We start from the raw sequence: 13,112 nt of genomic DNA, 5'->3' as shown, positions 1-13,112 counted from the left end.
CTGAAGTTTCGCACCCCTTTAGGTGCTATTAGGTAAAGTTTTTGCAAACTCAAAATTGTAAATTACAACTCGTTATTACTTTTTAGCTAGCCTTTTCAACGTTTTTTAGCTGATTATTTAAAAAAGAATTCTCGAAAAGCTCTTTTAGATACTGATATTCAACGGAATTCTTAAATTCCAAAATGTCTATAATTCCTGACTTGGCGATGCCGTCGATCACTACTTGCAACAATTCATCGAACATTTCCCATAATCTCTCTGCCATGTTTTTCTCAATTAAGTCATCTTTGATTGTCGCAAATAACCCGTCTAAGGATTCATACGCATTGACTCGCCTAAAATAGGCTAGCAGGATATAGAGAAGATAGCACGTGGTGACATGGGCAATCTGAGCATCAAAATCCCGCGATTGACAAGTCCCTAACTTTAAGTACTGTTTCGCTTCTTTGAAAAATACTTCAATGGTCCATCTGACGCTGTAAATCTCCAACATGCTTAAAAATCCAAGCGAAGTATCTGTTGAAAGAAACAAGCGCCATTTTTTTTGATAAGGGAAACGACAGTAAAAGAGTTTAACTTTGCCGATTCCTTCATAATCTACCACGACTTCATAGTAACGGGTATTGCGTTTACGGCAACGTTTTTCTGTTCCTTCGCTTTTCAAAACCTTATGCAATTCATGAGCATTGAGAGATTCTTCGTGATAAGTGTAGTATCGGGCATCTTGCCGAATCCCGCAGATCAGGTGCATGGGTTCTTTGCCTAATCCTCGAACGGTTTGAATAAATTCATGGCTGCTGAACCAACTGTCCACGAGCACATATTTAGCCCGAAATCCCTGTTTTACAGCTCGCTTGAGCATGGCAAGACCATTGGTAATTTTACTGACGTGACATTCACGAATCCGTTTGGCGCCACATGATTTAGAATTCCGCTGTTTTCTATATTGTTCCTTGCGATGCCGGGCTTTCTTTAACCGCTTTTCCGCTTGAAGCGTGAAATCCAACGGATTAAAGCTTTTCCCGTCAAATAAACCGAGGGTTAAATCCTTAAAGCCCAGTTTATGGCCTTTTCTTCCTGCGACATGGTCAAAGACCCTGGATATCTGTTCAATTCGACGACCAGTTTTAGTGAATGTAGTGTCATCGAGAATGAAGGCTGATTTATCTGCAACTTCTTTCTGAGGATTCACTAAGTGTTGAAACTGCTTCGCAAAAGCCAGCAGCAAAGGTCTCCAAGGCATTTTCTCATTGTTCTTTAAACGATAGATAGTATCCTTCTTCATCACCGCAACCTTCTGAAACTCACTTTTATAGAAGGCATGAATACTGCTTAGCAGCATTAAAGGGAGCATCAGCATAATCGAAATAATCTCAGAAGTACTATAGCCATCCTGTTTCCGGAAACCGACCCGGGAACAAAGGGTCTTAAGCTTGAAGGTTTTCATCACATTTAATATAATAGTGTCAATCGAATAACCATGATTTTGAAGGACATCTTCGATTTCTTTGATAGGTTTCCGCATGATAACACCTCGTTTTTGGTTGATTTGGTTGGACACTTAATTATACCAAAAACCTAGTGTTCATGCGGATTTTAACTATTATTTTTACTTTTTAAGGTCAAATCTAAGCCATTTTATTGGGTGCGAAACTTAAATTAAACTCTTTTTTATTTATTTTTTCATTTTAATACACCATTCCATATTGGAAGTGCTGCAAAAATAACGACATATCTTAAAATAAAACCACCAATGATCACTCCCGCATCAACGGTGAGTAACGAACGCGAACAATCGAATTCTTCGGTTAAGGCTTTAGACTGTCCTTCATAACTTGCTGCCGATACAACTTCAATCTTACTCTGTACCTTGCTTTGATGCTGAGATAACTTAAAATAATTCACGATAAAAACCAAAATCGGAATTACTAAACCAACCCCTACCAACAACAACCAAAATGGCAGCGAAAGCGAACCTGAGAAAATCATTCTTGCGGATTCAGCCCCTACCGCTCCATGTCTGCCCGTAAACATACTGGCAAATATTGCCGCAAGAAGAATCATTTCTGCTCCGACTAAGACAATATGAATTTTACATACTTTTCGTTCATCCGTTTTCTGTCCTTTTTCCATAACATAACTCAGTATTGAGGTTATTGATATTCCAGTGGATAGTGCAGAAACTACGAATAAAACCGGCATCAGATATGTATTCCAAAAAGGTACGGCTTCCACTACGGCGACAAGGAGTCCTGTGTAGGTTCCCGTTGCCAAAGCAAGAAAAGCCCCGACAAAAATAAACGCCTTCGGGACTTCTTTCTTCTTCCATGTGAAAAATCCAACCAGCAGAGCAACAACGATAAAACAAGCTAATATATATACCCCCCACGTCATCATTGAACGTGGATTCATAAGTAATCCAATCAACAGCCATGGTTTTTTCAGGCCTTGGCCTAAATCAAATACCAAAAGCAATGTTCCTAAGGCAACAATGGGTCCGGAGATATAATAACCGACGCGCTGGAGCGCCGGAGATTTCCCGATCCAGCCTCTTCCTGCAGCAAATGAGGTTAGATAAGCCCCCGCTCCTAACCCACCCATAAAAAGATAGATAACGATTAACCATCCCCAAATTTCTCCCATGATTGTTCCCTCCCAATCTTTATTATCATTTATGAATCAGTCCATTGATCAATTGATCCTTAGGAATCTTTCTTGGGGATAATATAAAACGATGGTTTGGTCATCTCCGCTGGTGGTAAATTTGCAATTTGTGTTACAGCCCCGGCGATCTTTTTAAGTTCTTCAACATCTCCATACTGTAAAGCTTTTGCCGGACAGGCTTCAACACAGGCCGGGTTTTGACCTTCGTCAATTCTCTGGTAACACATACTGCACTTAGAAATGGCACCGCTCGTTTCACCAAATTGTGGGGCATGATAAGGACAGGCATACATACAATATTTGCACCCAACACATTTGGCGGAGTTATGTACAACTATTCCGTCTTTCTCCCTTTTGCTATAAGCGCCGACAGGGCAAACTTTAAGACATGCCGGATCAGAACAATGATTGCAGCTCATCGATAAAAAGATCGGTTTTTTATCGGTTTGAATGATATGGACTTTTCTCCACTCGACTCCGGCTTCCCATTTGTTGACCTTTTTACATGCATATACGCATTGTTTGCATCCAATACATTTATTCTGATCATAAGAAAAACCAAGCTGTTTGTGACTGCTCTGGGCAGCATCCGCTGCCTGAACATCGCTAACCTGCAACTTTCGAATAGGCGGGACTCCAATGACTAGCGATGCAGTTGTCAGAACTCCAATTTTTAATACTGCTCGCCGGGTCAGGTTAATTCTAGAATGAAGCTTTGACATCATGAATCAAACCCCTTTCCACGTAATTGTCCACACATTCTCACATACTCCCAGGCATTTACAGTTTTACTATTAAATATTATCATAACCAGTATATAAATAAAAACGTTTTATATTTGAATTATCAGGTACTATCTCTTATTTCCTCTTGTTTTTACCACTATATTTACAATACTGTTATTTTATTATTGATTTACTAATTAATACAAAAGAGCATCTTTGGTAAAGATGCTCTTTTGTAAGGATTGATAAGCGGGAACCGGTTAAAACCGACGATCCCGAATAAATTGGGCTAAGTCTGCTAAGGCTTTTCGCGTGGGAACATTCGGTAATTCGAGTAAATAAGTTTTCGCTTTATTAATATAAAGATCAACATAGCGCAGGGATTCTTCTATTGCGCCGGAAGACTTGATCATTTGAATCGCCTCTGCAATATCTTGATCCGACTTATCTTCTTTCCCTAATAAATAAACGAGTCGCTCTTTTTGAGGGGAACGTTCAATGGCTAAAATCATCGGTAAAGTCATAATTCCTTGTTGCAAATCTCCGCCGACAGGTTTCCCCAATTGCTTTGCTTCAGCTGTGACATCAAGCAAATCATCAACAATTTGAAAAGCCATACCGATATCATGTCCATACCTTCCAAGGGCCCATATTTGACGTTTAGGAGCGTCGGAAACAATAGCTCCTAATTTACAGCTTGCTTCAATTAATAGCGCCGTCTTACGGTTAATCCGATAATAATATTGTTTGAGATTCTGGTTAACATCAAAAGAAGCTTTGATCTGTTGAATTTCGCCCTTGCTCATTTCGACACTTACTTCTGCCAAAATTCGTGACACTTCCGGGTCATCAATCTCAGCGAGGAGTTCAAGAGAGCGTGCCAATAGGTAATCCCCTGTCGCTATTGAAACGACATTTCCCCATTTTGCTTTGACAGTAGGCCTTCCTCGCCGCGTTTCCGAAGCATCAACGACATCATCATGAACTAATGTTGCCATGTGGATAAGTTCTAAAGCCATAGCCACAGGGAGCAACCTTTCAAAAGGATAGCCGTAGAATTTTCCTGCCAAGAGAGCAAATGCGGGACGTAAACGTTTTCCGCCGGCGTCCAGCAAATGAACCGCTGACTCCTCAAGAACTGGGAAATCCGTTTCTATAAACAGATGGAGCTCTTTTTCTACACGTTGAAGGTCTGAGTTAATCTGATTAAACAACCATAATTGTTTCAAAACCGGTTCACCTGCTTGCACCCTTATTTTTCAACTTTATATGATACCATATCTTCCGGCAGCCCGGCTAGTGGATCTTGATCCTCTATAATCTGATCCTCTGCAATCGTTTCGGAAGGGGATTTTTCAACTTCATCATAAGTATGAAGTTCCTCTTTCGCTTCGCTCTCTTTGACCGTATTATTTTGCTTCGAAGAAATTATATTGTTCAAATCCGTAACCGGCTTAACCGTTTCTTCAAGGGTTTTGCTTATAACATTAGCCGGTTCATCGATAACCTTCGTAATATCTTTTGTCGCTTCCTTGAAATCCTTTGAAGCATCATTAAACATCTTTTTAACTTCGTAAACAAATTTCCCGACAGTTCGTGCAATATCCGGCAAATCATCAGGTCCAAAGATGATTAAACCGATGACCATCAGAACGAGGAGCTCAGACATTGAAAAACCCATAAATTTTCCCTCCTACGATGCGCTTAAGGCTTTATCCCGATTCTTTACTACGATATATCCAAGCCAAATACTGATTTCGTAAAGCAGGTAAACCGGACCGGCCATTAAAAACTGGGTTACCACGTCTGGTGTGGGCGATACAAACATAGTTACGGCAACGATCCCGAAAAAAGCCCATTTACGCTTCTTAGCCAATGTCTGCGGCCTAACAATTCCCATTCGGATCAATAGGAGCAAAACAACAGGCAGCTGAAAAAGAATGCCGAAAACCAGAATGAATGTGATTAAAAAACTGAGATAAGAACTTTGGGTCACCATCGTTGTCGAGGGGATTGACCCACCTGTGAATAATAAAAATTTCACCCCGATGGGGAGCACAAAATAAAAGCCAAACGCGGCGCCAAGAACAAAAAGAACTAAAGAACTCGGCACAATTATATAAAGATATTTTTTCTCATTTTGCTTAAGTGCAGGTAAAATAAAAGACCAAAGCTGCCAAAGAAGGATTGGTAAAGCCACAACAATCCCGGTCACAATTGAAACCTTAAGTTTAACCATGATCGGTTCCATCGGGGTTGTCGTAACAAAAGATACACTAATAAGATCAAGAACAGGACTTGCTAAATATTCATAAATTTTATCACTAAAAGCCCATCCCAGTACACTTCCTAATGCTATACCATATGCTGAGACAACAAGGACTTTTCGTAAGGCACGAATATGCTCCATAAGAGGCATGTTGTCGTCTTTAACCTTCCGCCTACGCATCTCTACTCATCCTTCCCATCGAAGTTTAGCGTTAAAAGATCTGCCCGTGCAAAAGCCTATTCAATTTTAGCACGTAAATCCTCCATTGACAAAATAAACTGCAAGAAAAAAGACGGCAATCGGTATCAGTTCCAAACAAGAAGCTTCAACTGATAAACAAAGACTCCCATCATCATTACAGACTGTATAATAATATACAATTAAATTAACTATACCAAACTTGTTTCCATATAATGATAAAGTTCATAAAGAGGTTTAACTTCTGACTCCGGCAATTCTTGAAGGATATTTTTTGCCCGGGCCAAGGCTTGCTGGACCACTTGGTTTTCCATATGATCATGCCTTGCAACCCATGCTAATCCAAATTCCCGCCCCAGAGATTCACACCGATTTTGTGCCTTCTCCGAGCAGCCGGCGAGCTGAGCACTCAAACGTGCCGCTGTCCCTGTTATACTGGCACGTTCCATTCTCAGAATCTCAATGTGCCTATCTTCGCCGGGGTTTTCACTCATAGAAAGCCAACGATAGATGGATGCTTCGCTCATCTCGGCAATTACCTGAGCTAAAGGTGCTAATAAATTTAAAAGTTTGCTTTTGCATAACTCTAAAAAGAATTTCCCATAAAGAAAATCTCCGACTAGAACGGGAAACTGTCGTTTCTCTTCTTTTAAATTTGGATCATCCTTCATAAGGCGATGAACCTGATCCGCCATAAAAATATATTGCATAATCATGGCCAGCGCAACGGCCGGACCGCCTTTCCCTCCAAAGGAGCGATTCACGGCCAATACGATCAAAGGACATGCATTTTCGTCTAAGTCGTCGGAAGATAATTCAACTAGTTCTTCAAATTCAGCCGCTTTGAATCGTATCTCACGATCCATAGTCGTTTTAATTTCTTCAAGTTCCCTTATAAATCTTTCTTTGAGTGGAAACAAGGCCATCTCTCCTTAACTTTTGAAGCCTAACTTATGAATTATTCTATAATAAATCCGAAATTCCTTCTATGTGAAATAATTCGTGGATTTATGATCATATTTTCTACAAGATATTAAACTAATATCCGAAAATAATAGACCTTGCAACAAACCTGTCACAAGGCCTATTAAACAGCCAACATCTTAGTCTGGAATAAAATAAATATCCCTCCTAAAGATTTACCGCTTCCATTGGGCTCTCAACAATTCCACGTTTCATTTCCGTCGCGGTCATATGACCCGCTTTAAATTGTTCAGTTACATAATTGCAGGCATCCCAGGGATTGACACGATCCCCGCACGTGAAGACGTCTACGGCTGCATATCCAAGTTCCGGCCATGTATGAATGGCTAAATGGGATTCTGAAATAACTACAACGCCGCTGACTCCTTGAGGACTGAACTTATGAAATACAACCTCACGTACCTCTGCTCCTGCTTCCAGGGCTGCGTTGACCATTATCGTTTCGACTTTTTCGCGGTCATTTAAAATATCGAAACTACAACCATAAATCTCAGCCAACACATGACGTCCCAGAGAATTGCTCATCTTGTCATCGTTGCCCCCTTTTCTTTTACAAAATAGGAAGAAATCCGAGACGAATTTTTACCAATGTCCCAAATTTCCATCGAAAACAATTTTAGCATAAAGTAGCACGTTGTCAATAAAAAATATTATATTCCAGCTTAAACTAAAGTCATACGCAAAAAAATACAGGAATAGTCTACTTTTAAGCGTTTTCCTCCAGATTACTTCCCTATGTATATATTATATGGGGATTAGGGGTTTTTGTTCATGTCATTCACTTTGCGCTTGAAAACTTAAGCAATTTTGCGAGAAGAAAGCCTACACCGCAGGCAATCAGAAGTCCTGTTCGCGGATATTTCTTAGTCTTATCCGCAGCTTTATCAAAGGCGTCTCTTCCGTTTGCAAAAGCCCTTTTTGCAACTTCCCCACCAATTTCTATTGGTTTTTCGCTAAACATTTTGATTAGCTTTGCACCTTCTCTAAAAGCAACCCCGCTTGCTTCTTTAAAATTGGAGATTACAATGGATCTCTTACCCGTATAAGGATCATACACTAGCATCATAAAACCTCCCTAAACTTTTAATTATAATTTTACCATATATTTTTTCAAAAATTTCAACTTTGAATTTATTGGTCCAAAATTTTTTTCCACACATAAAATGGTTTAGATTGCAGATTTAATTGAAGCTAATTTCTAATGAGCGGAGAACATTATTATGAATGAAATACCTTTGCGGCATCTTGCCCGCTATTCGGAAATCATCTCTATATTTCTGCGTTACGGCTTAGGCTATTTCGTACTCGAGAACATTCCTCTTCCTCCCATCCTCGGTCTAGGCCGCTCAAACCGCCGCTATTCCGAAACGGAGCTAGGGGGTATTGGGGTCCGGTTAAGGGGGGCACTAACTGAGCTTGGGCCAACCTTTATTAAATTAGGACAACTGGCATGTACCCGCTCTGATCTTATTGCCCAGCCCATCATCAAGGAATTAACCCAACTTCAAAATCAAGTTCGTCCGCTCCCCTTCGCGACAATACGACAGCTTGTTGAAACTTCACTTCAGCAGCGCTTAGATACAATTTTCCTGGAATTTAATCCTATACCACTCGCAGCAGCCTCCATCGCTCAGGTCCATCAGGCTGTATTAAAGACCGGAGAAAAGGTTGTTGTAAAGGTTCAACGTCCCCATCTTCGGGAAATCGCAGAAATTGACTTGGAGATCTTCGGATTCCTCATCGTTCAGTTTGAACAACGGACAGAATGGGGAAAAAGCTATCCCCTTCAGACAATTTTTAGGGAATTCTCAAGAACGCTATTGGAAGAACTCGACTTCTTAAATGAAGGGAAAAATACAGAGAAACTCACCCAATACAATAAAACGTTTATTATCCCCAAAATTTATTGGGAGTTTTCCACTGCCTCAGTCCTTACTCAAGAATTTATCCCGGGTACTCCCCTCCGCCAAATGGTTAATGTTCAAAGTTCATCCCTTGAACATAATCTCTCTCTGATCGCTGAACAACTTTGTCAAGGTATTCTTCATCAAATCCTAATCGTCGGTTATTTTCATGGGGATCCTCATCCCGGAAATATCCTGATCTTACCTGACGGGAAGATTGCTTTGATCGATTTTGGCATTGTAGGAACATTAACGAATTCCATGCGTCATCAGCTGGCCGATCTTATTGACTCCCTTATCGCTAAAAAAAACGATCGCCTCTTGCAAGTGATTGCCCAAATGGGAATCATTCCGGAGCAGATGGATCGTACGCAATTTTTGCAAGATATTTCAGGGATGCGCTCAAAATATTTATTAAATCCGCAAAGCAGAGGCGGATTAGGGGAAGCCATTCAAGACTTCTTTAATATCATTAATGATCACCGAATCTATATTCCTTCAGAATACGTGCTGATTGCAAAGTGTTTATTAACCTTGGAGGGTATCTTGCATCAAATGGATCCTAACCTTAGTTTGGTTGGGCAAATTAAACCCTACACTCGCCGACTGCTCTGGGATAAATTTAATCCAATCCGTTTTTTAACAAGAATAACGAAAACCCTATTCCCTCTTAACCCCTTTTTGCCTATTAACCGTAAGGGTTAAAAACCACGATAAATCTACTCCGAAACAAGACCTTATTAAAAGGCTGCTTCTAGAGTAGATTTATCCTTTGTAGAGATGAATTATACTTCTTTTAGCGTGCTCTTCTAAACGACACTCGGGGAGCATATTGAAGACGATTGAATAGATCTTCCTGAGAATTAATGCCTTTTTTGTTTAAGAAGCGTTGCATTCCGTTGGGGATAGGACGATTCGCTTGATTAAGAAACATCGCGCTTGGGTCCACAGCTCCGCCTTCTGCTTCATTCATTGGACCGCCCATAAATCGATTTCTGCCTAAAAACATCTTTTTTCCCTCCTCCTAATTCCATTATATGGATAACCCCAAAATATGTTAAATTGTTTAAATCCAAATAAAATGCTCCCTTTCGACAGCAGATTATTTTTTCGTTTAATCTGTCTGCTTTAAGGGAGCATCCTGCTCTTAGAGATCACTCAGCGCGTTAATTACAATTTTATAGAATAACCGGTGTTATACCTCTTATTATCAATATTTAGATAAACATCGAAATCACCCGATATTCCTTCCCTGCTTACATAGAATTGGAAGTCATTATCGTTTTGTTCCTCAAAAGAAACACAGGCTGCGGTAACATCATGAACTACCGTCGGTATAGAGTAGAATTTTGATTCGTTCTCGCCTTTAAACTCGAGGATTACTTCCGATCCTTCCCTAAATGTTGCCCGCAGCGCCAAGCGGTCTTCTTCAAGAACTAAGGATAAGTTGTGTTTAGCCGGAACTCCGCCTTCCACATCTTTAAATTTAATCTTCATAAATTCCGGGGTTACTCCAAATCCGCCTAAGAATTCTCCTTTGCCCAATTCTAAATTAGTTCTTTCTTCATATAAGGCAAGCCTTCTTGCGCGGTAATAATTGCCGCCTTCAACCCTCAGTTCGTATTTTATTTCATCATTTTGGATTTCAACCGTAGTAGCACTCAGTGTGAGATGGATATGCTCTCCTTTGTACTTATTTAAAAGCATGGCGCCCAATCCATCCGTGTGTTTTCCTCTGTAGGTGGCAATCCCTCCGGAGTGAACCATGTAATGTCCTTCACCATAGTAATCGACATTGCTGATATAGGGGGAATAGAATTCCGCTCCTCTTTCTTTACCGTATTGCCATACTTGTTCGATTTCCATTTTTTCAGTATCGATTTTATAGATAACCCCTCGCGAGAAGTTCTTTTCCGGATCGATTCGATTGGCTTCATTCTTCGAACGATAGGTTCCGTTATCAAAGACGAATACGTTTCCATTCGGTAAAATCATGGCCGCATGTTGTTCATACTGCCAGTCGAAATCGCCTTTGGTCACATTTTTGAAGAAATATTTTTGCCACTCTTCGCCCCAGCCTTCGGGGTCACCGAGAATCCAGTTCAATTTACCTGTATCATAATTGAAGTTGATGATGGCATCTTTATGTCGGCCTGACATGGTTATTGAATTCGTAGGTTTATCATACCAAACGGCGTTGTTGTGGAACCAATCATGGTAATTCCAATCTCCCGCATTTCCTTTTTCCCTCGGTAAAATATCTAACAGACTCCATGACTTAACAATCTTTCCTGTTTTTCGATCCAATTCAACGACATAATCTTCAACAGATTCATTAAAGTCCTTATCAGACGCCGCTAAGATATTCCCATTTTCTAATTCTATGGCATCGTGATGGAACCCGCCCGGTAAGCGATATTCTTTATAGATTTTACCGCTAAAATCCATTTCCATAAGGCCGACACAATAGTAAGGTTTTTGAATGGTCCGGTAAGATGTATAGAGAAGCCTTCCGTTCGCAAGCTTTTTGATATCCCAACTTTGCATATTGGTTATCATCCATCTTATATCACCGGCATAATCAAAACCCACCGTTCGGCATGAATCAATTAAAGGTGTAGTCGTCGAGATTACCATAAGGTCTTTGCCAAAATATTCTGCAGTGGTATGGCAATACAGAGCCCTATTGACATTTAACTCATCGACTTTAATTGTAACCTCTGACGTTTTACCATTGCCGAGCGTAATCACAACCGTATTTTCATAATTATCGTATAATCCATAGATCGGTAATATATGCTCTTTAGCTGCTGGGAAGGTATGGGTAAAATCACCCTCTACCGCTTTACCCTTAACCGTAATTTTCACAGTCGTTTCTTTATCGGTATTAAAACAAATGACTGCGGCAAGAGGATTAATCAGATAGGGATTTTCGACGACAAGTGGATTTTCTAAAGTATAGTTTCCTGATCTGAATTCAGATAAATATTTTTGTTCGGATTCAAATTGCAACGTGATTAAGTGTTTTTCTGTTTCCAAATAATTTTTCAAGGCTATCTCCTCTTTTCAAATAATTAATCATTCTTGGGCTGCTTGATTTAAGCATAGCACAGTTCTATATTTTACTTTGTGTTCACAATTACAATCTACCTTAAAAACTTTGCCTATTTATTTTACTCAAGACCGCCTATGGCTAAGTTCCTTAATTTATCTTGATTTATAACCCTAATTTTCTCATATTTATAATCAACAATCCCTAATGCTTTAAAATGGTTTAAATATTTGGTCACCGTAACACGATGAGTCCCCATCATGTTGGCCAGTTCTTCATGAGTAATGTTGATAATGATCGACTTATCGGGAAAACCCCTTTTTTCCTCTATACAATAGATACTATAAAGAATTCTCGCTAAACTTTGGATAATGTTATGCTTTGATAAATCTGAAATTTGGTAAGCCATCATGCGCGAAGTCACGGCTAAGCTTGTACTGATAAATAACAATAATTGAATATCCTTCTGTGCTAAATTAAGGATTACATCCCTGGAAAAATAATATAACTCACAGTCTTTGAGGGCAATTACCTCAAAAATTCCCGGCTGATGATGGAAAACAAATTGTTCGCCAACGATGGTTCTTTCCCCTCTGATGCTCATGGTTTTAATCGTATCTTCTTTACTCAATAAATTGCATTGGACGTCCCCTTTTTGAATAAAATAGAGGCCGCCGGGATTTTCACCGATATTGACGATAATATCTCCCTTAGGCTTGTGGAGTCTGCGGCCTAAAGACAAATATTTGTCCCACACTTTCGAAGATACACCTTCACTCTGAAGGGTCGTTTCTCCAAAATAAATCGATTGGGTAATAAATTCCTCTAATTCTTTTGCTTTATTCACCATGGATCCCAGCTTTCTAAATTTTTATCGATAAGGAGTTTAATAAATTCATCAAGTGGGAAAAGGAATTACCCGTTTGGCCATAACCTAGGGTAATTCCTATGCATCTCAGCAGTGCTTCGTCATGGATCAATGATTAGATGATCAGAAAAGGATTTGAGACAATGGGAACCCAAGAACCGTATACATTAACCAACCAATAATGACCATTGGAAAACCCATCTTTAAAATTTGCTTCATACTAATAAGGTCACGCCGCGCATGCATCATACCGCAATAAGGAGAAGCGGCCGGTGTGAGAAGCGCAAAGAAAACGATTTGAGCGATGCAAATCATCACCACCCGTCCAACGGGTGGTTTGGGATAAGGCTATAAGCCTTTGTTACTGACCAGCGCCTAAAGACGCTGGCTTTCACATACGTTCAAGCTACTTGTCTTTGCCACCTTTGCCACCCCTAAAGGGGTATTT

General features: G+C 40.0%; 14 protein-coding genes. 1 reads left to right on the top strand and 13 read right to left on the bottom strand.

The window, feature by feature from the left end; translation table 11 throughout:
* Positions 1–82: 82 nt before the first annotated feature.
* The 9 genes from VB077_RS13315 to VB077_RS13275 all read right to left on the bottom strand — a co-directional run bounded on the left by VB077_RS13315 (position 83) and on the right by VB077_RS13275 (position 7,897).
* The gene (locus VB077_RS13315; protein ID WP_323415739.1) at positions 83–1,525 is read right to left on the bottom strand and encodes a transposase; all 1,443 of its coding nucleotides are present in this window, start codon (positions 1,523–1,525) and stop codon (positions 83–85) included.
* A gap of 158 nt (positions 1,526–1,683) precedes the next feature.
* Complete coding sequence (gene nrfD / locus VB077_RS13310) at positions 1,684–2,643, bottom strand: NrfD/PsrC family molybdoenzyme membrane anchor subunit (protein ID WP_323415738.1); 960 nt, start codon at positions 2,641–2,643, stop codon at positions 1,684–1,686.
* Between the two features lie 59 nt (positions 2,644–2,702).
* Positions 2,703–3,386: a 4Fe-4S dicluster domain-containing protein gene (locus VB077_RS13305; protein WP_323415740.1), complete on the bottom strand. Its 684-nt coding sequence runs from the start codon at positions 3,384–3,386 to the stop codon at positions 2,703–2,705.
* A 263-nt stretch (positions 3,387–3,649) separates the two neighbouring features.
* A complete protein-coding gene (locus VB077_RS13300) occupies positions 3,650–4,618 on the bottom strand; it encodes a polyprenyl synthetase family protein (protein ID WP_323415737.1) in 969 nt (322 codons plus the stop codon).
* Positions 4,619–4,641: 23 nt separating this feature from the next.
* Positions 4,642–5,070 (bottom strand): Sec-independent protein translocase subunit TatA/TatB, encoded by a 429-nt coding sequence (locus VB077_RS13295; RefSeq protein WP_323415736.1) that lies wholly within the window; start codon positions 5,068–5,070, stop codon positions 4,642–4,644.
* A gap of 12 nt (positions 5,071–5,082) precedes the next feature.
* Complete coding sequence (gene tatC / locus VB077_RS13290) at positions 5,083–5,838, bottom strand: twin-arginine translocase subunit TatC (protein ID WP_323415735.1); 756 nt, start codon at positions 5,836–5,838, stop codon at positions 5,083–5,085.
* A 209-nt stretch (positions 5,839–6,047) separates the two neighbouring features.
* Complete coding sequence (locus VB077_RS13285; RefSeq protein WP_416337064.1) at positions 6,048–6,776, bottom strand: geranylgeranyl pyrophosphate synthase; 729 nt, start codon at positions 6,774–6,776, stop codon at positions 6,048–6,050.
* A gap of 211 nt (positions 6,777–6,987) precedes the next feature.
* Entirely contained in the window at positions 6,988–7,365 is a 378-nt protein-coding gene (speD, locus tag VB077_RS13280; protein ID WP_323415733.1) for an adenosylmethionine decarboxylase, read from the bottom strand.
* Between the two features lie 253 nt (positions 7,366–7,618).
* Positions 7,619–7,897: a hypothetical protein gene (locus VB077_RS13275; protein ID WP_323415732.1), complete on the bottom strand. Its 279-nt coding sequence runs from the start codon at positions 7,895–7,897 to the stop codon at positions 7,619–7,621.
* A gap of 163 nt (positions 7,898–8,060) precedes the next feature.
* Here VB077_RS13275 and VB077_RS13270 point away from each other — a divergent pair, with 163 nt between their 5' ends.
* Complete coding sequence (locus VB077_RS13270) at positions 8,061–9,449, top strand: ABC1 kinase family protein (protein WP_323415731.1); 1,389 nt, start codon at positions 8,061–8,063, stop codon at positions 9,447–9,449.
* Positions 9,450–9,540: 91 nt separating this feature from the next.
* Here the strand turns inward: VB077_RS13270 and VB077_RS13265 are convergent, their stop codons facing one another.
* The 4 genes from VB077_RS13265 to VB077_RS13250 form a co-directional block, all read right to left on the bottom strand.
* Positions 9,541–9,753 carry a hypothetical protein gene (locus tag VB077_RS13265; protein ID WP_323415730.1) on the bottom strand — a complete coding sequence of 71 codons (213 nt, stop codon included), beginning with the start codon at positions 9,751–9,753 and terminating at the stop codon, positions 9,541–9,543.
* A 161-nt stretch (positions 9,754–9,914) separates the two neighbouring features.
* Complete coding sequence (locus tag VB077_RS13260; RefSeq protein ID WP_323415729.1) at positions 9,915–11,795, bottom strand: aryl-sulfate sulfotransferase; 1,881 nt, start codon at positions 11,793–11,795, stop codon at positions 9,915–9,917.
* A gap of 122 nt (positions 11,796–11,917) precedes the next feature.
* Positions 11,918–12,646, bottom strand: a complete 729-nt coding sequence (locus tag VB077_RS13255; protein ID WP_323415728.1) for a Crp/Fnr family transcriptional regulator — start codon at positions 12,644–12,646, stop codon at positions 11,918–11,920.
* A gap of 141 nt (positions 12,647–12,787) precedes the next feature.
* Positions 12,788–12,979, bottom strand: a complete 192-nt coding sequence (locus VB077_RS13250) for a hypothetical protein (protein ID WP_323415727.1) — start codon at positions 12,977–12,979, stop codon at positions 12,788–12,790.
* Positions 12,980–13,112: the final 133 nt, after the last annotated feature.

Origin of the sequence: Desulfitobacterium sp. (assembly GCF_034927245.1) — a bacterium.
Taxonomy (GTDB): Bacteria; Bacillota; Desulfitobacteriia; order Desulfitobacteriales; family Desulfitobacteriaceae; genus Desulfitobacterium_A.
The sequence above is the reverse complement of the archived record's forward strand: the minus strand, read 5'-3'. Positions and strand labels throughout refer to the sequence as shown.